Source organism: Pseudoalteromonas sp. XI10 (assembly GCF_001469895.1).
Lineage (GTDB): Bacteria > Pseudomonadota > Gammaproteobacteria > Enterobacterales > Alteromonadaceae > Pseudoalteromonas.
Map to the genome: position 1 here is coordinate 247,820 of NZ_LOPY01000039.1, position 25,325 is coordinate 273,144.

Annotated in this window: 17 protein-coding genes and 1 tRNA gene; all 18 read right to left on the reverse strand. The window is 40.6% G+C overall.

From position 1 onward, the window contains the following. Positions 1–14: 14 nt before the first annotated feature. The 18 genes from AUR67_RS09610 to AUR67_RS09695 all read right to left on the reverse strand — a co-directional run bounded on the left by AUR67_RS09610 (position 15) and on the right by AUR67_RS09695 (position 25,310). Entirely contained in the window at positions 15–248 is a 234-nt protein-coding gene (locus AUR67_RS09610) for a glutaredoxin family protein (protein WP_054551385.1), read from the reverse strand. Continuing rightward, positions 241–2,358 (reverse strand): bifunctional 23S rRNA (guanine(2069)-N(7))-methyltransferase RlmK/23S rRNA (guanine(2445)-N(2))-methyltransferase RlmL, encoded by a 2,118-nt coding sequence (gene rlmKL / locus AUR67_RS09615; protein ID WP_058585103.1) that lies wholly within the window; start codon positions 2,356–2,358, stop codon positions 241–243. Before rlmKL ends, AUR67_RS09610 begins: the two co-directional genes overlap by 8 nt. Before the next feature lie 178 nt (positions 2,359–2,536). Continuing rightward, positions 2,537–3,067, reverse strand: a complete 531-nt coding sequence (locus AUR67_RS09620) for a cell division protein ZapC domain-containing protein (protein WP_058585104.1) — start codon at positions 3,065–3,067, stop codon at positions 2,537–2,539. Between the two features lie 120 nt (positions 3,068–3,187). Beyond that, positions 3,188–4,198 carry a quinone-dependent dihydroorotate dehydrogenase gene (gene pyrD / locus AUR67_RS09625; RefSeq protein ID WP_058585105.1) on the reverse strand — a complete coding sequence of 337 codons (1,011 nt, stop codon included), beginning with the start codon at positions 4,196–4,198 and terminating at the stop codon, positions 3,188–3,190. A gap of 114 nt (positions 4,199–4,312) precedes the next feature. Next, positions 4,313–9,151, reverse strand: coding sequence for an NAD-glutamate dehydrogenase (locus AUR67_RS09630; RefSeq protein ID WP_058585106.1), 4,839 nt, complete (start codon positions 9,149–9,151; stop codon positions 4,313–4,315). A 212-nt stretch (positions 9,152–9,363) separates the two neighbouring features. After that, on the reverse strand, positions 9,364–11,688 hold the full coding sequence (locus tag AUR67_RS09635; RefSeq protein ID WP_058585107.1) for an efflux RND transporter permease subunit: 2,325 nt from the start codon (positions 11,686–11,688) through the stop codon (positions 9,364–9,366). Further along, complete coding sequence (locus AUR67_RS09640; RefSeq protein WP_058585108.1) at positions 11,688–12,692, reverse strand: WD40/YVTN/BNR-like repeat-containing protein; 1,005 nt, start codon at positions 12,690–12,692, stop codon at positions 11,688–11,690. Before AUR67_RS09640 ends, AUR67_RS09635 begins: the two co-directional genes overlap by 1 nt. A gap of 123 nt (positions 12,693–12,815) precedes the next feature. Next, positions 12,816–14,180, reverse strand: a complete 1,365-nt coding sequence (locus tag AUR67_RS09645) for a DUF1329 domain-containing protein (protein ID WP_058585133.1) — start codon at positions 14,178–14,180, stop codon at positions 12,816–12,818. A 12-nt stretch (positions 14,181–14,192) separates the two neighbouring features. After that, the gene (locus AUR67_RS09650; RefSeq protein ID WP_058585109.1) at positions 14,193–16,277 is read right to left on the reverse strand and encodes a DUF1302 domain-containing protein; all 2,085 of its coding nucleotides are present in this window, start codon (positions 16,275–16,277) and stop codon (positions 14,193–14,195) included. A 298-nt stretch (positions 16,278–16,575) separates the two neighbouring features. After that, a complete protein-coding gene (locus AUR67_RS09655) occupies positions 16,576–16,797 on the reverse strand; it encodes a DUF2835 domain-containing protein (RefSeq protein ID WP_058585110.1) in 222 nt (73 codons plus the stop codon). Further along, entirely contained in the window at positions 16,797–19,391 is a 2,595-nt protein-coding gene (pepN, locus tag AUR67_RS09660) for an aminopeptidase N (RefSeq protein ID WP_058585111.1), read from the reverse strand. Before pepN ends, AUR67_RS09655 begins: the two co-directional genes overlap by 1 nt. A gap of 41 nt (positions 19,392–19,432) precedes the next feature. Further along, entirely contained in the window at positions 19,433–20,914 is a 1,482-nt protein-coding gene (gene nhaC / locus AUR67_RS09665; protein WP_054561590.1) for a Na+/H+ antiporter NhaC, read from the reverse strand. Positions 20,915–21,092: 178 nt separating this feature from the next. Then, a complete protein-coding gene (gene prc, locus AUR67_RS09670; protein WP_058585112.1) occupies positions 21,093–23,117 on the reverse strand; it encodes a carboxy terminal-processing peptidase in 2,025 nt (674 codons plus the stop codon). Positions 23,118–23,144: 27 nt separating this feature from the next. Next, positions 23,145–23,795: an RNA chaperone ProQ gene (proQ, locus tag AUR67_RS09675; RefSeq protein ID WP_055022158.1), complete on the reverse strand. Its 651-nt coding sequence runs from the start codon at positions 23,793–23,795 to the stop codon at positions 23,145–23,147. Positions 23,796–23,809: 14 nt separating this feature from the next. Next, positions 23,810–24,088, reverse strand: a complete 279-nt coding sequence (locus AUR67_RS09680) for a hypothetical protein (RefSeq protein ID WP_054561593.1) — start codon at positions 24,086–24,088, stop codon at positions 23,810–23,812. Continuing rightward, on the reverse strand, positions 24,085–24,546 hold the full coding sequence (locus AUR67_RS09685) for a GAF domain-containing protein (protein ID WP_054561594.1): 462 nt from the start codon (positions 24,544–24,546) through the stop codon (positions 24,085–24,087). The genes AUR67_RS09680 and AUR67_RS09685 overlap by 4 nt, the downstream gene beginning before the upstream one ends. Positions 24,547–24,671: 125 nt before the next feature. Continuing rightward, positions 24,672–25,067, reverse strand: coding sequence for a hypothetical protein (locus tag AUR67_RS09690; RefSeq protein WP_054561595.1), 396 nt, complete (start codon positions 25,065–25,067; stop codon positions 24,672–24,674). A gap of 152 nt (positions 25,068–25,219) precedes the next feature. Then, a tRNA-Ser gene (locus AUR67_RS09695) sits at positions 25,220–25,310 on the reverse strand. Between the last annotated feature and the right edge of the window lie 15 nt (positions 25,311–25,325).

Consider the following 25,325-nt stretch of genomic DNA (forward strand, 5'->3'; position numbering starts at 1 on the left):
CGTGATTACTACTCTTATTCTTTATTATCAGCAATAAATTGCGCTAATTGCTCAGCATCAAAAGGCCAAAATAATTTCTCGCCTTGATGAGATTCCACAACCGGAATACTGGTTTGGTAAAGTTCAATCAGCTGTTCACTGTCCATAATGTCTTTTGCTACAAACGAAGCGTTTGCAGCAATTAATAATTCATCGGCCATTTCACACAGATGACAGCCATCAGTGTGGTACAAAGTAAAATTAGCCATGAGTAATAAGCCAGCTATTATGAATTTGCTTATTACGTTTAAAATCTGGTGATAAAGTCTTGTCAGAAATGTTTTCTGCTTTTAAACCCAGACCCATTAGCCCTACTTCATCCATACTAAAGCCACGCTTATTGTTTGAGAATATAAGCGTACCGTTCGGGCTTAAAATCTTCTTAACCCAGGTAAGAAGTTTGATGTGGTCGCGTTGAACATCAAACGCATCTTTCATACGTTTTGAGTTGGAGAACGTCGGTGGATCTAAGAAAATTAAATCATATTGGCCTTGTGCATACTCAAGCCACTTCAAGCAGTCTGCTTGCTCAAAACGATAACGGGTATTACTGATATCATTCAGAGCAAAGTTTTCTTGCGCCCACTTTAAGTAAGTTTTTGACATATCAACCGTGGTAATGGCTTTAGCACCACCCACAGCAGCATGCACAGATGCGCTGCCTGTATAAGCAAACAAGTTTAAGAAACGTTTGCCTTGTGCGTTTTGTTGGATATAACGACGAGCTAATCGGTGATCTAAGAACAAACCTGTATCTAAATAATCAAATAAGTTTACTTTGAACTTAGCGCCAAACTCTTCAACTACTTGAGTACGATTTTGTTTTGCTACCTTGGTATATTGCTCTTCACCTTTTTGCTTTTTACGCACTTTAACTGCAATATTTTCTGGTGCTATCTTTAACTGCTCAGAGGTCAAGCTGATCACATCTTGCAAACGTTTTTGAGCCGTATTGTCATCGATTTCTTTAGGTGCAGCATATTCAAAAATAACCGCTGAATCATCGTATACATCAACAGCTACGTTATATTCTGGAATATCCGCATCATAAACACGGTAGCAGCTTACTTCATTTTGCTTTAACCAGTTCTTTAAATTTTGCTTATTTTTCTTTAAACGGTTTGCAAAGGCTGTTGAACCTTCAAAATTAAGAGCCGGCTTATCTTCTTTGCTAAGTTCTACTTGTTTATCGTCAAGTTGGTAAAGATTTAATACAACATCTAACGGGCCATTTTTAAACTTATAGCGTTTTAACTTAACTAACTTTAATAACTTAAATAAGCTTTCGTCAGTGCCAAGTAAAGCAAGTTTCCAATGATTAAAGTGCTTTTTGAAGCCAACACCTAAACTACGGTGTAAGTTAATCAGCTCAGCCATTGAGCCTAAACGTTCACCATAAGGTAAGTTTGAAATCACCACACCAGGTAGTTTCGCAACTGAGGTTAACTTAGTGGCATCGCTTTGTTTAAACTTAATAACATTACCAAGGTCAGCACGCTCTGCGTTTTCTTGAGCTTTTGAAATCACACTGGCGTCAATATCATGGCCAATAAGCCAAAGTTTAGGATCTGTAATTTGGGCCGTTAGTTCTGCTTTTAATTCTTTGTATTTTTGAATTCGGAAACTAGGCAGGCGCTCAAAGGCAAAACCTTCACGGAATAAGCCCGGCGCTTCATTGCGTGCCATGCTTGCAGCTTCAATTAAAATGGTACCAGAGCCACAACATGGATCGAATAAAGGTTGCTGTACGTTTTCAAGCCAACCACTTCGTTTCACAAGAGCTGCAGCTAAATGCTCTTTAATCGGCGCTTTACCTTGATCTTGACGATAACCACGCTCAGATAAACGCGGGCCAGAATAATCGATATAAAGCGCAACACCTTGACGGTTCAACCTTGCTACAACACGTACATTGGCATTGTATTTATCAACATCAGGACGTTGCTCGAATAAATCCGCGAAGTAATCAACAATCGCATCTTTTACAACTAGACCTGAAAATTGCGTATTTTTTAAGTCGTTATTTGTACCACTAAAATCAACAGCAAAGGTTTGTTTAGGGCCAAACCACTCCTGCCAAGGCTGCAAGCGCGCAAATTGATAAAGGCTGTCTTTGTCTTTTACGCCTTCTTTTTCTTCTATCAGCATCATGATACGAGTCGCAAAACGGCTCGATAAACAAATCTTTTGTGCTAATAAGCTATCTGCTTCAAAACGTACAGAGCCCACGGTTTGTTTTGAGACTTCTGCACCTAGTGCTGTAAGCTCATCAACAAGTAAATTTTCTATTCCGATAGAAGTAAGTGCGATAAATTGCAAAGTAAAAACCCTTAAATGCTAATTGCGCAGGATTATAGCATAGCTTGGCGAACAAAAACGCCAACATTTGCAGGGATATTAGCTGGATTTTTACTTAGCTCACTAGGTTACAAATCTCGCGCCGCGATTAAATCGCCCCTAGAGTGAACAAATTTTAATTGACAAAGGTCAACACGCCCTAGGCTGATTTAAACTGTTTTTGTTGAATATAAACAGGATGGATACGGTTATTTAAAACCTTAATAGCCTCAAACTGTTCAAGAGAAAGGTTTTCGTCTAGTTGAAAGTGTTGGCTTAAGTTAATACACACTGAGGCTTCGCTTGAGTGGTCAACAATTAAAAACTCACCTTCTTGTGCCTGTGAGCACAACTTCACTACAGCTTCGACACTTGGCTGGCTGCCATGATACTCATGAAAGAACCAACTTTTTGCAAGTACTGGCTTTAAATGAAATTTGACCGCAGTGGCATTTAGCGCGATTTGGCAAAGCTCTGCAGGGTTCCATAGTGAGAAAGTTTCGAGGTATTGATAAACTTGCTGATAAAATGCAGCGTCTTCAAGGCTAAAGTTAGGCTCTTGTAAAACAGCATCGGTGAGTTGGCGAAGTTTGTAAGGCGTGCACAGTTGTATATCTTGGTCTAGGTCAACCAAAAGACGATTATTTTTTGCACAAGCAAGCCATTTCCATTGCTTAGATGCTTGTAACATGTCTCCTCCCTAACGAATAAATACTGTGCGCATAATCACAAATTATAACTAAAGCAGACCATTAATAAAATGATTTATTAGAACATTTTATTAATGATCAATTGCTTAGATAACTGATCCTTATAAGCTATTTAGGATCGTTTTTACCAATTCTGGGCCTTTATAAATGAAACCAGTGTAAACTTGTATAAGGTCTGCACCTGCTGCAAATTTCTCTTTTGCCGAATCAGCATCATCGATGCCACCCACACCAATGATAGGTAGTTTACCTTCGGTTAAGCGCTTAAGTTCACTAACCACGTGGGTTGAACGCTGACGCACAGGCTGGCCTGATAAACCACCCGCTTCATTTGCGTACTGTTGACCTTGTACCATTGCGCGCTCAAGTGTGGTGTTTGTAGCAATAACACCATCGATCTTATTGTTGATCAATGACTCACTAACTTGGCCGATTTGTACTTCATCAAGATCAGGGGCGATCTTAACTAGCATAGGCACTTGTTTGTTATGTTTAGCAACTAGATCAAGTTGCTCATTCTTTAAGCTTTGCAATAAGTCATCAAGCGCTTCGCCGTATTGTAAATCACGAAGACCTGGGGTATTCGGTGAAGAAATATTTACTGTGATATACGATGCATGCTCAAATACTTTTCGCATACAGTGAATGTAATCATCTTTACCCTGCTCGTTTGGTGTATCTTTATTTTTACCAATATTAATACCTAGAATACCGTCGTATTTCGCTGCTTTAACATTGTTAACTAGGTTATCAACGCCCTTATTGTTAAAGCCCATGCGGTTAATAATCGCATTTGATTCAGGTAAGCGGAAAATACGTGGTTTATCGTTACCCGCTTGAGGACGTGGTGTAACAGTACCTACTTCAACAAAACCAAAACCCATTTGCGAAAATGCATCAATACACTCGGCATTTTTATCTAAGCCTGCCGCTAAACCTACTGGGTTTTTAAACTCTAAACCTAGAAAATTGACGGGTTTATTAGGGACAGATTGAGACCACGCAGCACTCAATGGCGTATGAGCAAATCGGCGTAAATTATTAAGTGCAAATTCATGAGCCCACTCCGCATCACGGGTAAACATAAAACGGCGAGCTAGATCATAAAACATGGTTTGTTCCTTAGGTAAAAATAAACAAGGTAGCCGTTTATAAACGGACCATTGCAAATTAAGGGCAAAAAAATACCCCAGCGAGCTGGGGTATGTATTTTAACGACTTTTCACTTATTTGGAAGTGTCACAGTTGTGGCTTAACAACATTAGTTCACGAAGTGCCACTGAGAACTTCGCAAAATCATGGCTTTGCGATGTTTTGAACTCAGATAGCATCTGCTTCCAACGTTGTAATAGTAGATCTTGGTTATCCATCCACTCATCAATTTGTGCATCAATGTCTTTGCTGTCTGCAGCAAAGCTATTAAGTACCACAGCTGATAATGTACGTTGTTGCCAATCCAGCTCTTCACGGTAAGAAGCACGAGCAAGTGCTTGCCAGTGGTTCGCAACTGGTTGGTTGGTGATTTGGTCAAGGAACCAATGTAAGCCCATACGCGCACCTAGCTTGAAGTAGGTGTTAGAAACCATATCAATGCTACGCTCTGAGTTATAAGCGATTTCAGCTAAGTCCATTACAGAGAATAAGCTTGATAGTGACACAATACGTGTTGCAAGGGCTTTTGGTACATTGCTGTCAATTAGCTTCTCTGCCGCTTTTACTAAGCGCTCGCTTTCTTTTTCAACCATGTAGCTGTTTAAGTTTTCACTTAAATCAGCAAATGTTGGTGCAAAGAACTCAATTGCTTGCTCAATCGTTTGTGCTTTATTGCGATGACGTAAGAACCAACGTGTTGCACGACGAACCGTACGACGTAATTGATATAGCATTTCTGTTTGTACAGCTGCTGGGATCTTATTATCAAGTGCAACAATTGATGACCATGTTTCTGGCATCTGGAACACTTCTTTTGCAATTGAGTAGCAAAGTGCGATTTCAGCTTCGTTAGCACCTGTTTCTTCGTGCATACGAACCATAAAGTTAAGACCCATATCGTTAACGATGTTATTTGCAAGTTTCGTTGCAATAATCTCTTTACGAAGTGGGTGGTTATCCATTGCATCGTTGAACTTCTCACGAAGTGGCACTGGGAACGACTTAACTAATAACTGACGGTAGTAAGGGTTTTCAGTGATTTCATCAACCACTAGAGACTCTTTAAGAACCATCTTCGCGTAAGAAACAAGTACAGAAAGCTCTGGACGAGTTAAATCTTTACCCGCTGCTGCGCGCTCTGCAAGTTCTTCATCAGTTGGAATGAACTCGATTGCACGGTTAAGCTTGCCATCTTTTTCAAGGGCATGGATGAAACGTACTTTTTCTTTAAGCGTTGACGTACCTTTTGATTGAGTAATCGATAAGGTATGCGTTTGACGGTAACAGTCTTTTAATACTAACTCAGACACTTCATCAGTCATTGAATAAAGTAACTCATCACGCTGTTTACGTGTTAAGTCACCTTCAGCAACTAGGCCATTAAGTAAGATCTTGATGTTTACTTCGTTATCTGAACACGCAACACCACCTACGTTATCGATGAAGTCAGTGTTAACACGACCGCCTATAGCCGCAAATTCGATACGACCTAATTGAGTCGCACCTAAGTTACCGCCCTCACCTAAGATCTTCGCACCAAGCTCAGAACCGTTAATACGAAGTGCATCATTAGCACGGTCACCAACATCAGCATCAGTCTCTTTAGAGTTCTTGATGTAAGTACCGATACCACCATTCCAAAGTAAATCAAACTCCATCATAAGAGCTGCTTTGATTAACTCGTTAGGTGTCATGCTCGCTTTCTTAGTGCCAAGCATTTTCTTCATTTCTGGGCTTAAGCTAATTGATTTAGCCGCACGAGAGAAAATGCCACCACCTTGTGAAATAAGGTCTTTATTGTAATCTTCCCAAGAAGAACGCGGTAGATTAAATAAACGCTCACGCTCTGGGTAAGATGTCGCTGCATCTGGATTTGGATCAACAAAGATGTGCATGTGGTTAAACGCTACTTGTAAGCGAATGTGCTTAGAAAGCAACATACCATTACCAAATACGTCACCCGCCATATCGCCGATTGCCACCACAGTGAAATCAGTTGTTTGACAGTCAATGTCCATTTCACGGAAATGACGTTTAACAGATTCCCACGCACCTTTTGCTGTGATACCCATTTTCTTGTGGTCGTAACCTACCGAGCCACCTGATGCGAATGCATCACCTAGCCAGAAGTTATATTCATTTGCGATGCCGTTTGCAATATCAGAGAAAGTCGCAGTACCCTTATCGGCAGCAACAACTAAATACGGGTCATCTTCATCATGACGAACAACATTAACTGGTGGAACAATCTCACCACGTTCAATGTTATCTGTGATATCTAATAAACCACGGATGAAAATCTTGTAACACTCTTGGCCTTCTTTGAAGAATGCTTCACGGTCTGTCGGTAGCTGTTTACATACGAAACCACCTTTCGAACCTACTGGCACGATAACCGTGTTTTTAACTTGTTGCGCTTTAACAAGACCCAGCACTTCAGTACGGAAATCTTCACGACGGTCAGACCAACGTAAACCACCACGAGCAACTTTACCACCACGTAAATGTACACCTTCAACGCGCGGCGAGTATACAAAGATCTCAAACGCAGGCAGTGGTAATGGCATTTCTGGGATCATAGAAGGCTGAACTTTGAACGATACGTATGACTTAAATTGGCCGTCCGCTTCTTTTTGGAAGAAGTTCGTTCTAAGAGTTGCGTTGATCATATCAACGTATAAACGGATGATACGGTCATCATCTAGGTTCGCTACGTTTTCTAGTTCAAGATTAACTTGTGCAACTAGCTTCTCAAGTGTCTTCTCACTGCCAGGGTTCTTAACTGAGAACTTTTTAGTGAATAAGTTAACGATTTGCGATGCAATGTGTGGGTAATTTGCAAATGTGCTTTCGATGTAAGTTTGCGAGAAAGTTACACCAATTTGACGCATGTATTTAGCGTAGGCACGTAGAATAGACGCTTCACGACCTGTTAAGCCACCCATTAATACTAAACGGTTGAAACCATCGTTTTCTAAGCGGTTATTCCACACGTTCGTTAACGCTGCACGGAAACGCGCTGACACTTTATCAAAGTCAGCAATACCCTTGTTGTCAATTAGCATGGTGAAGTCCATGATCCAATTAACTTTACCGTCAGTCGTTTTTACTGAGTAAGGTGTTTCACCTACTACGCGTAAACCAAAGTTTTCTAACATCGGCATTACGTCAGATAAGTGGATTGGTACATCTTTATGGAATAAGCTTAAACGAACAACATTTGTGTTTGCTTCTTCTTGTGGACGGTAGAACAACATCTCAAGTTTGTTCTCGTCGTTTAGAAGTTCTAGCTTTTCAATATCAACAACCGCTGCACTTGGTAGAACCTGGTCTTTATAGGCACTTGCAAACGCTTGTGCATATTTACGGTTTAGTTCTTTACCGCGTGCTTCACCTGCGCTTTCAAGTAGTGCAGATTGGAGTCTATCTTCCCAAGTACGGGCAGCTTCAATTAGGTTGTTTTCGATGTCTTTCACGTTATATTCAATATTATTGTCAGTCACACGCACCGTGTAATGTGTACGGGCTAATGTTGACTCAGAGAAGAAAGTAGTAAATTCGACTTTTTCGTCAGAATTAAATGCATTGGCTAAGATACGTTGCGTTTCACGACGTAGTGCCGTGTTATAGCGCTCACGCGGAACATATACCATGCAAGAGAAGAAACGGCCATATGCGTCTTTACGCACAAAAATACGGCACATATCACGCTCTTGTACTTGTAATACGCCCATGGCAACTTCAAGTAGTTCAGCTTCACGTGCTTGCACAAGTTCATCACGTGGATACGTTTCTAAAATATTTAATACCGCTTTATATGCATGAGTGCCTTTAGCAAAGTCACACATTTCCATAATGCGGTTAATCTTACTTTTCAGTACAGGTACATCAGCGGCGCTGTTGTTGTAAAAGCTTGATGAGAATAAACCAAGGAAGCGGTCTTCACCAATTACATTGCCCTCATCATCAAAACGCTTGATACCCACGTAGTCGATGTATGCAGGACGATGTACACGAGACACTGAATTTGTTTTCGTTAAAATTAATAAGTTGCTGCTTCGCGCTTCTTGGCGCGCTACTTCAGGTAACTCAGAAAGTAAACGGCTATGCTCTTCGTCTGTGTTTTTCATTAGACCAAGGCTAGTGCCCTTTTTACCTTTTAACTGGTAATCACCTTGCACTGGCGAAAGTTCATACTCACGGTAACCCATTAGCGTAAAGTTATCTTTAGCTAACCAGTCTAAAAACTCTACCGTTTCTGCAACTTCGCTTTCGTTATTATTATGGTGGCGTTTAGGTAAGTCTTTCGTTACCGCAATTAGCTTTTCACGAATTGGCTGCCAATCTTCTACAGCGATAGATACGTCAACTAACACAGACTCAAGTTCTTTTTTGAAAGACTCAATTACTTTTGCATCTGTTTGACGATCAATTTCGATAAAGAACACAGTTTTTGTCGACGTTGATTCTTGCTCTGCTTTTAAGCTTGAAATACCGGTGATTTTAGCATTTTTATCACGTTGGATTTTCAGCGGAGAGTGAAGTAATAAGTGAGAAGCGATGTTTGCGCGAGTCATGGCCATGCGCACAGAATCAACGAGGAAAGGCATGTCTTTCGCGATGATTTCAACAATAGTGTGCGATGACTGCCAGCCATCTTTTGCTACTTCAGGATTGAAAACACGGACAACCGCGTCATCAGAATTATTTTTTTCTAGCGAGTTCCATAGGCTTAGTGCAGCGCCATATAAGTCACTATCGTTGCGATGAGCCAAATCCTCTTTAGACATATTGCTGTACAAGGCTTTGGCGAATTTCTCAACGAGTAACACATTATCAGCGTGAACTTTTTTCTGGATCAGCTTACAGACATTATCTAAGATAACCGAGGCTTGCCCTTCATTTCGTGTCATTGTATGTTCCTTAATCTATACTACTTATCGATTAGTAGAATATTTGTACAGCCATTTATTAGCGTGGAGTCAGGTAAATTCTAACTCTTTTACAGCTAATAAACAGCCTTTTCGATGAAATCATTTTAAGCTTTTCAGCTATTTGGTCATCTATTCACAAAATATAGATATAAATGGCCATTACTGGCCATATTGGAGCACAATTATTCACATTATTTTTTCTGGTCAGTCCAGAGAAAGCTACCAATTGCAGGTAAAAGTAGTACTGCACCCAACATGTTAACCAAAAACATGAAGGTTAGCAGGATACCCATATCCACTTGGAACTTCAGATCAGAGAAAATCCATGTGCTAACACCAATGGCTAAGGTAATACCTGTGAACAGCACTGCACTACCACGCTCTGCTAACGCATTACGATAAGCTACTTCCAGTGCCACACCTTGTTTTAGCTGCCCCATCATTGATGAAAGTATGTAAATCCCGTAATCGACACCAATACCAACACCTAAAGCGATAACTGGTAATGTCGACACTGTTAAACCTATTTCAAGTTGTACCATCAACGCTTGCGCTAAGGTTGATACGATGTACAGAGGTAATACAACCGCGACCGTTGCCTTAACACTTCTAAAGCTAATTAAGCATAGCAGGATTACGGCGCCGTAAACGTAAAGCATCATAGGTAGCTGTGCAGCCGATACCGACTCGTTCGTTGCAGCCATCACACCGACAGGGCCTGACGCTAGCTTAAACTTTAATTCATCGGTTTCTTCAGCCTTAGCAAACTCTTTAACTTTAGCTACCACATGGTCAATTGTTTCTGCTTTGTGGTCATTTAAGAAAATAATCACAGGCATTACAGAGCAGTTACCATCAAGTAAACCTGAGCTTGTTTCAACGCGTGAAGTAGCTTGCACTAAACTTGCCGTGTTGCGCGGCAGGCTTTGCCATTTTAGGTTACCTTCGTTGAAGCCGGCATTCACAGATTGCGCAACTGAGCTTAAGCTCACAGCGGATTGTACCCCTGCAACGTTTTCCATCTGCCATTGGAAACGACTAATACGCTCCATAACATCATGCTCAGTACACGCAGCAGGATACGCTTCTACAATCACTTTTAGGATATCTGATGAAATAGTGTATTTATCAGAAATCAAAAAGGTGTCTTGGTTATAGCGGGCATCTTGGTGCAAAGATGGCGCACCAGCATGTAAGTCACCAATACGCATTTTGTCAGCTTGCCAGTAACCCACTGCAAATAACACAGCCGTTAAGACGATAATAAAACCAGCTGTTTTACGATCAGTCGCTTTTACTAATAGCTCGCGTAACTTGTCTAGTAGATTTGGTTTGTCTGTGTGAGTACCTGCTTGAATATGCACAGAGCCTTCAAAGCGCATGTACGATGCCCATACAGGTAATAAAATTAAGTTAGTGAAAATAATTACCGCTACACCCAAACTCGCTGTGATAGCAAGTTCACGAATAATACCAATATCAATGGTGAGTAAGGTTAAAAAACCAATTGTGTCTGATAGCAGTGCAATACCACCTGGGATCAGAAGTGCTCTAAAGCTTGCCTGACAACAAACCCGAGTTGAACTACCCGTAGACACTTTTTTACCGATGTCATTAATCATTTGCACGCCATGGCTTACACCAATCGCAAACACTAAAAACGGCACTAAAATTGACATAGGGTCTAAACCAAAGCCTAAGCTTGAAAGCAAGCCTAACTGCCAAACAACAGCAATGATTGAACAGGCAATTGGTAAAATAGTCAGTTTTAAAGAATGGCAGAACAGCCAAACCATTACGAATGTGAAAGCAATGGCAATAGCAAAAAATAACAGTACGCCTTTAGCACCCTCTGCTACATCCCCTGCCATTTTCGCAAAACCGATAATATGAATACTGACCTTGTCAGTACTTAGCGGTTCACGAACTTGTGTTTCTAGCTTTTCTGCAAACGCTAAAGTGTCGAGTTTTTCTTGCGTTTGTGGGTCAGTCTCGAGTAGCTGAGCGGTTACCATTGCACACGAATAGTCACTGGCAATCATGCGACCAACGACTTTTGCTTTTTCGATGTTCTCTTTAACTACCGCAAGACCACGTTTATCAGCGGTGAAGTTTGCCGGAATAATTGGACCGCCAGCAAAACCATCTTCAACCACTTCAACAAAGCGCGCACTTGGTGCGAAGATTGAATTTACCAATGGGCGATTTACACCCGGGATAAAGTAAAGCTGATCATGAACTGCTTTAAGTTGGGTGAAAAATTCCTCATTAAAAATATCACCATCTGCATCACAGACAGAAATTAAAATGCTGTTAGCTCCGCCAAACTGTTTTTCATGTTTGGTGTAAACTTTCATGTAGTCATGATTAAGCGGAATATTTTTATTAAACGACGCGTCTAATTGAATTTGTGTTGCTTTGAATAATAAGAAACAGGTGATCAAAGCAAAGGAAATAATTGCGAATAAGCGATGACGAAACACCGCTCTTTCTAAAATATCTAAAAAACCACGCATTACGGATTCAACTCCTTCACTTTAATGCCATTTTCTGAAGCCATAATTAGTTTGTCTTGAAACACAACACCATCAAGTAACGATTTACCATCAGCCATTTGTTGTTCTGTTAATTGGCCATCCTCAATTTGGAAAATCACCCCGCTGTTGGCAAATAATAACCACTGGTTGTTGTATTTAATTGCGCTATTTACGGTTGCATAATTGTCGTGTGGTATTTGTTGCCACTGTTCACTGCCTGCTTGGCGAGTGAAAATGTTGCCTCGAAGGCCTGCAACTAGATCTTCACCACCTTGATCTGCAGTTGACGCAAACGTAAAGAAAGAGCCCATATAGATCTCTTCAAGACGCTGCCATGTTTGACCATTGTCAAAACTTTGTGCCATTAAACCCATTTCACCGGCTAGAAATAGACTCTCCTCAGTTTTAACGATGCGATTAAAATGCGGCAGTATTGAAGCAGTTTCAATTTCATAGCCTTCTGGGTCACTGTCTTTTAAATCATTGAGGTATTCACGGTCTTCTTCAAATAACAGGCTATCTAAAAAACGTTTCTGCCACGTTTGGCCACCATCGTTAGTTTCAAAAAACATTCCGTATGCACCAACTGCATAGCCATGTTTTTCAGTAGTAAATAAAATATCTAAACATGGCTTATCCATGTTTGGTAAAGATTGCTGTAACTGCCAGGTTTTTCCTGCATCTACAGTATTAATGATGGTTGCATCATGACCACAGGCCCAGCCTAAATCGTTATTATAAAAATCAACGGCTGTTAACAGCACTTGAGTAGGCACACTGGCTTGTTGCCAAGTTTGAGCGTCTGTACTTGTGATAACCACACCGTGTTTGCCAACTGCAATGAGATTAGGGCCAGCTAGTTCAATGTCGGTGAGAAGAGTTTTGTTTGCGTTAACAGCGCTAATCGCTTGTTGCGGCATAGGCATGTCTTGAGCAAAACATGAAGCACTATAAGCAAGACAGGCATAAAGCAAATACTTCATAAAGATAAATCGCCTTCGAAAAAATAAAAAGAGAAGTCAAAAAAGCCACTGAGAAATCTATTGCGTGTACTGATGACTTACGCGAATTGCAAAAGGCACCTGGGGTCAGGTGCCTTAATTTGATTAACGACCTTCGCGGCGTAATGCGCTTGAAGTAAACTCGTTATCGTTGAATGATTGTGAGAAATCATACATTTTTTCTTGGTTGTCTAAACCAATTGCTAAATAACGACGAGAGTTAAGGTCATGGTAAACTTCTAGCGTACTCCAATGAGTTGGTACTTCATAGTAGTTAAGACCATGCGCCATCGCTACACGATACATTTGATCACGGTTATCATAGATATCCGTTACATGTACTTGCCAGCTGTCTTCATCAATATAGAAAACACGTTTTTTATAGATATGACGCGTGCCATCTTTAAGGTTCGCTTCAACAACCCAAACACGGTGTTTTTCATAACGAACATGTTCAGGATTGATATGACCTGCTTGCAGAATATCATCGTAGCTTAGTTTGTCGCTGTGAAGCTTATAGCTGTTATAAGGAATATAAAGCTCTTGCTTACCTTTTAATGTCCAATTGTAACGATTTGGAGAACCGTTGAACATATCAAAGTCATCAGTTGTACGTAAGCTATCTGCAGCTGTTCCCGGTGCATCATAGGCAACATTAGGTGCACGACGAACACGACGCTGACCTGAGTTGTATGTCCATGCTTGGCGTGGCGTTAAGATTTGGTCCATTGTTTCATGAACTAGTAACGCAGTACCAGCAAGACGCGCTGGCTCAGTTACTTTTTGCTTAAACTTAAACAAGATATTAGATTCTTGTAGCTTTTCAGGCGTTGCTTCAGGTGATGAATACTCAACTAACAGTTGCTCATCAAAACCTACATAGTTATATGAACCAGATGCTGTCGGTGCAGCTTGGCCACCAGAACGCTCAATTGATAAACCACGGAAACGTAATAAGTGGTTCCAAATAGCTTCTAAGCCATCTTTAGGGATTGGGAACGGAACACCCACAGCAGTGTTTTTAATACCGTTACCGCCTTCTACTAACTCAGCTGTCGTTGCATACTTTTTAGTTGCATCATATACAAACTGAGGATAAGACGCGCTACGACGTGTTGGATAGATGTTCATCTTAAACGTATCAGGATAAGTATTGAATAATTCAATTTGACCTGGGCTTAAGAAATCTTTGTACTCGGCTACATTCGATTTATCAATCGTGAATAAGATTTTATCATCAGCATACGGATCAGGATGATGCATTCCCGGTTTATAACCAGCAGGTGGTGTTGTGATACCACCATCCCAAGCTGGGATAGAACCGTCTTTATTCGCAGCTTTTTCTGCGCCAATAGGTGTTAAATCTTTACCTAAACGTGCCGCTTCATCAGCGGTAATTTTTGCAAGTACACTTGAGCTTGCGAAAACGCCACAAAATGCTGCAGCAATGAGGGTAGGTTTTCTAATAATCATAATTTACCCTTAGATTGAATATTTAATATTGAAAGATACATAATCGCGGTCAGAGAAAGTATTCGTTGCGCCACCACCCCAGAATGAGTTGTAGCTAAAGTCGAACGACCACGCATTTTGATAGTTGAAGTTCATAGTAACACCGAGCGATTTACGGTCTTCAACAAATAGGAACATTGGATCAGGTGTAATACCATTCACATCGTGCGAGAACACAAAACGTGGAGAGAAGTTAACACCACTGAAGAAGTTATAATAATCACCTTTCGCAATTAAACGATAACCCCACGCAGAAGCCGTTGGGAACGGGTTCGTTTCAGGACCATTAGAAAGACCTAAGTGCAGTGTTGAATAATCATCACTTAATGGGCCTTGCATAATACCGCTTCGACCAGTACCAGCAACATTTAAACGAAGCTCATCGTAATCTGGCATATCGTTAATGCGTACACCACCAATTTCACCAACTACCGCCCAGCTATCAGCTCCAAGTGAAGGGCCAAATAGGTGTGTTGCTGTAAATTGTAATTGTGCAGTGTTACGTAGGATAAATCCTTGTGCTACTTCACCAGGGCCTACAACGCTTGTAGCATCGCCTGGGCTCATTTGTGAAATACCAGCAAAGTCAGGACGAATACCTGCAACTGCTAATTGCTCTGGCATACCCGCATATAAAAGCTCTACGTCATCAATTTGCAGAGGCTCATCTTGGCGGAATGCAAATTCACCAGCAAGTGCCGTTTCGCCTACTGATGTATTGAAGCTAAGACCGTACAGTTTAATATCTTCTGGGTATTCTAACTGACCTTTAGTGAACGCTTGTAAACTAGTTACATTATCTTCTGTGATATCTGTAGTTAATAACATACCGATATCAGCAGCGATTGCCGCATCAGTGAAGTTTGATACCTGACCAGAAATTACCGGACGACGGCTATGATAGTTAATGTGGTATAACGCCACTTCAGTGTCGTTTAATTCAGGTAAGTACATACCTAAACGTAAACCATACTGGCCGCCATCGTCTGGCTCGTTTTTACCTGCACCACCTTTGCCTTTTAACGCCACTTTGGTTGGGTAAGCTAAGTACATTTGCGCCATCATTGCTTGGCCTTGTGCAGATGTAGGATCAACACCTTGCGAGCGAACAATGTCATCTAAATTATTTAAGCTTTCAGTTAAGAACGCTAAATCGATATCCGGGTTAGACGTGAAGCCCAATTGGATATTTTGCTGATAACCATTTTCTGACGCGAAATCGTTCGTCGAGAAGTATGTACCAGCCGCTGGAAGACGTGTTTCATGCCACTCATATTGGTAGAAACCTTCTAGCGTTAAGTTATCTGTGATGCCTAGTGATGCCCAAAGCATACCAACAGGTATGAAAGCTTCTTTTAACTCTGCACCTGGCGCTTTTAAACGATCGATATCAACTGGGTTAACGTTAATACCATGAGAAATCAAGGTACTCTCACCCCAGTTCACAACTTGTTGGCCTAAACGAATAGACAGCGGGTTACGGCCTTCATTTAAATCAAAGTTTGCCCATACATAAGCGTCTAGTAAACGTAAATCAGCACACACTTGTTCTTTTGTGTCGTCATCGTCACATGGGTCTACTTTGTTACCTGATGTTGGGTTGCTATAAGCGAAATCACCATCCATCAATGCAAAGTCGTAAAAATACATAAAGCGAGTGAAGAAACCAAAATTATCTTTGCTGATTGATAACTCATGGTTACCTTTTAATAATTTTGAGAATGAATCGCCACTATCAAAATTGAGGTTACCTGCATCACCATTATTTGAGTATGCACCTGGTTGGTTCCATACATCAGCAGAAGAATAAATAGGATTTAAAGCAGAATGATAACCCGTCCAGTCAAATGAAGGATTATTACTCTTACCTATATGTTGAAAATCTCGGTCTTCAACACGAATGCTTTGGCCATAAGAGAAGTTAGAGTCAAAACGTATATCGAAGTCACCTAACTCAAAGTTTGCCGCATGCAAAGATGTGCTTGAGAGTCCGAGTGTAGCCGCCGCGAGTCCCAAAGCTATTTTGTTTTTAACAAAAAGCGATCGTTTTATCATTGTGTTCATCCCCCTGTAACGGGTTGTTTTGTGATCAAATTGTTGTTTTTAGTATCTTTCTAACGATAGAAGCGAAACAGTAAAATTACAATATAGAACGCGTTCAATCGGTTAATATTTATTTAAAAATGTGACGTTTACGTATTGGTAAGACGTCATACCAGATATTTTATACACGTAAATTAACAATAGAACAAATCGAATTAACAAAAATATAATAAATTTAGCGAATTGGGGACAGTGAAATTTAGCATTTTAGACGACAAATATTACAAAAAAAGCAGCTAATGCTGCTTTTTTAACTAATTTTCTCGAGTTTTAAAAACTGATTTTCAGCCGTTAATGTCAACCTAAAGCGCCCTCTTATTCCTAGCGAAGAAATAAAAGGACGCAAATGGTTAGCGTCAAAGCGAACTGTCTTACCACCATCTTCTGTGACTTGCACAGATTTATATTTACCATGATAGTAATCAAGACACTCTGAGTAACTCAGATACAAGGCAAAATAGTACTCTGTCATTAACTTTCGAGTGCTTTCTCTACTTTTTCAAACAGATCATCACTGAGGCCGTCTAAATCAGCTAAACGTTGAAGTTGTGCTTTCATTGCCGCAGAACGATTTTCATCATAGCGTTTCCATGACATAAATGGCGTTAGCATGCGTGATGCATTTTGCGGGTTAATATCATTAAGCTTCACTAATAAGTCACCTAATAGCTGGTACCCTTCACCATCGGCTCGATGGAATTGAGTGATATTAAAGTGGCTAAAGCTACCAACCAAAGCACGAACACGATTAGGATTACCAAAGTCAAAACTTGGGTGATCATAGAGCGCTTTAATATCACTAATACTCGTTGCTGAATCTTTCATCGCTTGCAGTGCAAACCATTTATCCATAACGAGTACATCATGACGCCATTTAGCATCAAACTCTGTTAAAAGAGTATCACATAGTGAGTGATTTGCTTTTACTACAGCACTTAATGCAGCAAGTGCATTAGTCATATTATTACTGTGGGCAGACTCTTCGATAAGGCCATTAACGTCGCTGTGATTTGTTTTCGCTAAATAGTGTAAACAAAGTTGCTTAAGAGCACGCACTGCAACGGCTGTAGCAGATGTTGAACCATCATCTTCAAGCGCGTTATAACAATTAACCAATGATTCTGTTAGGAAGTTAGCAATTTGCGATTCAAATGCATTTTGAACAGCAATAATGTCATCAACAGGGATGACGGCATATTCTGCCGCAAGAGTATCGTAGCTAGGTAGTTTTAACAGCTCAGCAATCAGTGCAAGGTCACCTTCACGATTATCAACTAATAGCTTTAATGCTGACAAGATATCATCAGATAAGCATGCTTCACCACTGGCAATCGCCGCTTTCATTTCATTAGTAAATAAGCGCTGCTGAGCATCCCAACGTGAAAAGTCACTGCGAGCAAAACGCATAATATGTAACAGATCCGCTGCAGATGTATTTTGATTAACGATGCATGGCGCAGAGAAATCTTCTAGTAGCACTGCGACTGGGCGCTGTTTAATGCCCTCGAAAACAAACTGCTGTGTTTTTTCTGTGACATTCAATACCGAATCTTGTGGCTGATTATCAATCACAAGAGGTAGCGTCTGCCCTTCACTATCTAAAAGTTCAATAGCAAATGGAATATGCAGTAAGGCATTGTTAGGCTGATTATCAGGTGCAAACTGCTCAATGCTTAATGTGAAAGTTTGGTTTTGTTCATCATACGCTTGCTCAATATTGAGCTTAGGTGTACCCGCTTGACTATACCAGCGCTTAAATTGCGTTAAATCAATGCCAGACGCATCACTCATGGCAGCCACAAAATCATCACAAGTAACTGCTTGTCCGTCATGGCGCTCGAAATACAATGCCATACCTTGCTGGAACTTCTCTTCTCCCAGTAAGGTGTGCATCATACGAATAACTTCAGCCCCTTTGTCATACACAGTCACTGTATAAAAGTTATTCATTTCAATGACTTTTTCAGGGCGAATTGGGTGAGCCATCGGGCCTGCATCTTCACTAAATTGGTGAGTACGCATGACTTTAACCGCATCAATGCGATTAAGCGCACGTGAGCCTAAATCACTACTAAACTCTTGGTCACGGAAAACCGTTAAGCCTTCTTTTAACGACAGTTGGAACCAGTCACGGCAAGTCACACGGTTGCCGGTCCAGTTATGGAAGTACTCGTGACCTACAATTGATTCAATCGTATGATAATCTTTGTCTGTGGCTGTTTCTTGATTAGCAAGAACACATTTAGAGTTAAAGATATTCAGGCCTTTATTTTCCATTGCACCCATGTTGAAGAAATCAACGGCAACAATCATGTAAATATCTAAATCGTATTCAAGGTTAAAACGCTCTTCATCCCATTGCATTGATTTCTTTAAAGAAGTCATGGCATGAGGCGTTTTTGATAAATTACCTTTATCAACAAACAAAGCTAATTCAACTTTTCGCCCAGACTGCGTCGTGTAATGGTCACGTAACACGTCAAAATCACCGGCGACTAATGCAAATAAGTAGCTAGGCTTTTTAAATGGGTCTTGCCATTTTACAAAATGACGACCGTCATCTAAGTTACCTGATTCAATTTGGTTACCATTAGACAGTAAGTGAGTGTACTTTTTGTCGGCAATAATTGTGACATCAAAGCTGGCAAGTACGTCTGGGCGGTCAAGGTAATAGGTAATCTTTCTAAAACCTTCAGCTTCACATTGCGTACAGTAAGCACCACCCGACAAGTACAAACCTTCTAAAGAGGTATTCGTTTGCGGATCAATATGGTTTTCAATTTTCAGAATAAAGCTTTCAGGTAAGTTATGAATGATCAGCTTTTCATCTTCTAGCGTGTAATCATCATACGCTTTGTCATCAACCATCAATGAAATAAGCGTTAAATCAACACCATCTAGCGCAAGATCTGCATTGCTTTCATCGGTACGATTGATTGTCATTGTTGACTGCACTGATGTTTTTAAAGGGGCTAATTCGAAACGTAAATCGATGTGTTGGATTGAAAATTGTGGGGCTTGGTAATCTTTTAAATATTGAGCTTGAGGTTTACTCGTAGCAGACATTACTGACTCCAAATGGCCCTGCTTAGCAGGGCCTAAATAGTTTATTCGGCGTTAGCTTCTTGTTTAAGATGTTTTGGGGTAATACGTAAAATTTTGATACCAAAATAGGCATAAACAACCGCTAAGAATGGATTAATTAAATTAAAGAACGCGTACATTGCATAGTCAAATGGATTGATTAGTAAAACACTTTGCATATAGGCACCACAGGTATTCCAAGGAATAAGTGGGCTAGTAATTGTGCCACCATCTTCTAATGTGCGAGATAAGTTAACAGGCTTTAAACCGCGTTTTTCATATTCGTCTTTAAACATACGTCCAGGAACAACAATCGCGATATATTGGTCAGCTGCAACCGCATTGGTACCAATACACGTTGCAATCGTTGCAGTGATAAGAGAACCCGTGCTTTTAGCAATTTTTAAGATGCTCTTAACGAACATATCAAGTAAGCCGGTTTTTTCCATGATAGCGCCAAACATCAAGGCCGTCATAATCAGCCAAGTGGTTGTTAGCATGCCAGCCATACCACCACCGCTTAATAGTGAATCCATTTTTTCATCGCCAGTGTCAATGCTGAAACCATCGAAGAATGTTGTCCAAACTAATTTGAAGTAACCAATTGCTTGGCCTTGTGATGCATCAATTTGACTATTAATTAAATCTGATTGAAATAACATAGCCCAAATTGCACCTAACACCGCACCAATCGAAATAGCTGGGAAAGCTGGCATTTTACGAATTGCTAAAAACAGCAACACCACCAGTGGTACTAGCATTTCAAAACCAATATTAAAGTTTTGTTCTAATAAATTAACGATTTCATCAATACGTCCAGCTTCAGCAGAACCGCCGGCATTAAAGCCCATAAAAATAAAAATAATTAACGCAATAATGAAGCTTGGCACTGTAGTCCAAAGCATGTGATGAATATGCTCAAATAAGTCAGCCCCTGCCACTGCTGGTGCTAAGTTCGTTGTTTCAGAAAGTGGGCTTAATTTATCACCAAAGTAGGCACCAGAAATGACAGCACCTGCCGTGACGACTTGCTCTAAACCAAGACCAGTTGCAACACCTAATAACGCCACACCGATAGTCGCAGCTGTAGTCCAAGAGCTACCAATACTCATAGCCACAATGCCACAAATCAAACAGCTAGCGGCATAGAACCAGCTAGGATTGATAATTTGTAAGCCATAGTAAATTAGAGTGGGTACTGTGCCAGATAACAGCCAAGTACCGATTAAGGCACCCACCATTAACAGTATAATGATTGCTCCAAGGGATAAGGTGATCCCCTCGATCATGGCTTGTTCTAGTTTCTTCCAGGTGTAACCATTTTTTAAGCCAATTAATGCCGCGGTAAATGTAGCGAATAATAAAGCGATTTGGTTAGGACCCGATGATGAGTTATCACCGAATAAATAAACAGCAGCGCCTAGTAGGCACACGAGCACAGTAATTGGAATTAAGGCATCTAAAAAACTGGCCTGTTTAATTGGCTTCTCTTCAATTGAATTCAAAAGATAGTCTCCTACACGTCTTATGTGGCGTGTTTAATTATTATTGTAAGCTTTGACGCAAAACTTCAGTGGCCTTATGCAGCCAGATTTTGTGATTATACCAATCTAACCTGTTTTAGGTAGCAAAAAAGGCGCTTAAGCGCCTTTTTATTAATCGATATTGCTAATTAATTGCTAATTATTTCTTAGCGATACGACCATATTTTATATAATCTTGGGTGATTAATGCCGCTTCTTCTAAGAAAGGGTCTAGCTCGTCAAGGCTATCAGGTAAATCGTCAAGCTTCTCTACTGGCTTTTCACCAAGGCGAACAAGTCGTTCATTAGCACGTTCTAACGCGCGTTCTTCACCTTCGTCTTTCTCTTTTAGACGCGTCGCTTCAACCAATGAGATAGTCTTACGGTCTTTCTCTTCTTGATAGCGCTCAATGTCAGCAAACACATAACCAAATTCAGGCTCATCTGCAATACGCGCATCATGAAGCTTATTAACGTAAGCAATCGCTGGTTTTAGGTTATCAACCGAGTTGTACTTAGCACGTATGATGCTATCCCAAGGTAGCGCGTTGTCTTGTTGACTCTCGCCCCACTCTGATGGCTCAATTGCCGATGGGAATGACACGTCTGGGATCACACCTTTGTGCTGTGTGCTTCCGCCGTTAATTCGGTAGAATTTTGCAATGGTATACTGCACGCTACCTAATGGGTGGTCGTATAGGTCATAAGCACGGCCAAGTGGTTTGTGCTGCTGTACAGTACCCTTACCAAAGGTTTGCTCACCAATCACAATTGCACGGCCGTAATCTTGCATTGCTGCTGCAAAAATCTCTGAGGCAGATGCACTGTAGCGATCAACTAATACAGTAAGTGGGCCATCATAAAAAGTGACGCCGTCACGGTCTTTTTGCTCTTCAATACGATTATTTAGCGTATGAATTTGTACTACAGGACCTTGATCGATAAATAAGCCAGAAAGCTGAGTCGCTTCGTAAAGTGAACCGCCGCCGTTTTGACGTAAATCGATGATGATACCATCTACTTTGGCTTCTTTTAATTTTGCAATTTCAACTTTAACGTCTTGTGATAAATTGTTGTAGAAACCAGGGATTTCAATCACACCAATTTTGCTGGTTAAGTCTGAGTATTTTGCTTCGAATACTTCAGATTTAGCAGCGCGGTCTTCTAAGCGAATTTTATCACGCGTGATTTCAACCACTTTTGGTGTGCCGTGAGCATCCGCCCCTTTTAGATATTGCAGGCGAACTTTTGTCCCTTTAGGGCCTTTGATTAAATCAACTACGTCATCTAAACGCCAGCCAATCACATCAACAAATTCTTCACCTTCTTGGGCAACACCAATAATTCGGTCATCTGCTTTAATTTGTTCAGACTTATCAGCCGGACCGCCAGGTACTAAGCTACGGATAACTGTGTAATCTTCGTCATAACTAAGTACCGCACCAATACCTTCTAATTCAAGATCCATGTCCATCTTGAATTGCTCAGCGCGACGAGGTGATAAATAAGAGGTATGCGCTTCAATGCTTCGTGCGAATGAATTCATCACGATTTGAAACGCATCTTCACTGTTCGTTTGTACTAAACGCTTTTGCGCGTTGTGGTAACGTTTGGTCAAGACTTCTTTAATGCCTTGCCAATCTTTACCAGTCATTTTTAATCGTAAAGCATCGTATTTAACGCGCTGACGCCAAAGTTCATCAAGCTCTGCTTGGCTTGTTGCCCAATTTGCGTCTTCGCGGTCAAACAGATACTCATCTTCTTTATCGAACTTCATTTCGTTTTCAAGTAACGATAAAGAATAGTCATAGCGTTCAAAACGACGCTTTAAACTTAAGTTAAAAATATCAAAGGCAAATCCCAATTTACCTGTCGACAATGCATTATCAAACTGGTCTTTATATTGCTCAAACGAGGCAATATCAGAGGCTAAAAACACATTTTTATTGTAGTCGAGAGATTCAATGTAACGATCAAAAACCTTCTCAGATAATTCATCGTTAAATTTAATTGGTTTGTAGTGTGCACGAGTAAATAAGTTTGTCACCCGTTTGCTTGCCGTACTATGTTGGCTTTCTTGCTTGAGTACTGGCAGGTCTTTTTCAGTCAGATTGTCTGAAGATGCCAATAATGAACCTGAAAACAGGGCAGCGACTAACGGAATGAGCGTAAACTTTTTACTCATACACAACTCCTTTATTTTTTACAGCTATTAAATGATATACAGGCTGTCTGCTTTGGTCTTAACTTGCATCCCTGTTACTAACTCAACGTGAACTTCGTCTTTATTCACTTCAGTAATAACCGCGTTTACAAGTGCTTGGCCAAGTTTAACTTTAACTTTGCTATTAACCTTGACCTCTGAGGCAGGTAAAGGTTCAACTTTTCCTGAACGTTTTGCAGGAGCAGCTTTAGCAGGCTTATTATTTACTTTAGCGCCTTTTTCGCCAGATTTAGCGTGGTGGCCACTATTCTTTTTGTAAGATTTTGTGTCACCGTCTTTACGTGGACGTTGTGGCTTCTTACGCTTCGCCATTTTAGCGCGGCTTTCTTCTAACGCTTTTTGTGCGTGCTCAATGTGCTCTTGTTCTACTTTTTCGTCTTGATTACCATCAAGGTCGATACGGAACTCAGACTTAGTCACAGCTTCTAAATAGCGCCAGTTTGAGGTGTACTTTCTTAGTGCTTGACGAACCTGAGTTTTACTTACTTTCTCAGAACCTTCAATACGCTCAGCGATATCTTTAAAGATACCTACTTTTAGCGGCTGAATACCGTCTTTTTGTTTAAAACATTTTGGAAATTCTTGGTATAAGAAATCCAGTACTTCATTAATATCTTTTAGCTTGTTTGTGGTTTCCATGTTAGAACCTTTTATTACATCTTTTCATCAAGTGATGAATCGACATAGTGTGTTACCCAGTCGGTCAACTCTTCGAAGTCCGCTTCAATAAGCGCTAAATCACCTCGAAGGTGTTCCCAAATACCATTTATAATTTCATCAATTGATTCACAGTCAAGGTCATCCGGTAGACGTTCCCATGCCATGTGAATCAAGTCGTTGAGCCTTTCGGCAACAACTTCTTCTTCCCCTTCCCAATCACCAACATCTTGGATTGCAAAGAGGTAATCTTGCACATTTAGCAAATCTTTCATTTTAGATTTGCCTCAAAGCATTTTACCAATGCTTCTAAACCAGCTTGATCATCAGCATCGAATCGCGCAATGCTTGGGCTGTCGATATCAAGTACAGCAAATACTTTACCGTCTTTGAAAATCGGCACAACTACTTCTGAGTTAGATGCAGCATCACAGGCAATATGACCAGCAAATGCATGCACGTCTTCAATGAGTTGTGTTTGTTGTGTTTGCGCGGCAGTTCCACATACCCCTTTACCTACTGGAATACGGATACATGCAGGATTACCTTGAAACGGCCCTAGCACTAATTCTTCAGGTGAATCCATTAAATAAAAGCCCGCCCAATTGATATCCTCTAAAGAGGTAAATAACAGCGCACTAATATTTGCCATGTTGGCAATAACATTTGATTCACCAGTGATTAGCGACTCAGTTTGTTTAACTAATGACTGGTAAAAATCTTGCTTTTGCATACCAAACTACTTCTTATTAAACATACAGTAGCTAAAGGTACTCTTTGTAGACGACAAATGAAACCTTTTAAGGGCAAAAAAAAACATTTTGCCCTCAATTTCAGTCAGCTTGATTAAATATTCTGCTATTGATGAGAAGATTGTGTTGTAAGGCCCTGTCTTAAACCAAATAAAAACAGTCCAGCTGCCAGAGCAGACATCACAGCATTGACTATAAAAGCCATACCAGTTGTAGCGCTAAGTAAGTAGCTGAAAATAGCGCCACCTAGTAAGCCAAGTGTCAGAACACCTGAATAATTAACCTTTGCATACTTATACATAAGTAAATAACCAGGTACCACAAACGCTGCCATAGTAAGACCCACAATGTGGGCATTGGCGATTGCGCTAACGAATAAGTTAAAGAAAATGTTTAAACCATTTCCTTCAAGTGTAAACGCATAATAAAGGCCTAAGATACAACCGATGATCACAGGCGATAATAAAGAAAGTCCTACACTCTTTGCTAAACGATGTTTCATAAATTCCCTAATGTCACAAAGATAATACGAGAAGTGTTAAGCATGGACTAACTAGTTAAAATGCGAAATATCGACAATAGTCGTAATTTGCAGAACAAATGAAAAGCACAAGAAACAAAAAAGCCGCTGAATAAATTCAGCGGCTTCAATGATGGTGGAGAGATAGGGATTTGAACCCTAGAGGGGCTACAAACCCCTGCCGGTTTTCAAGACCGGTGCATTCGACCACTCTGCCATCTCTCCGAATGCAAAAAACTA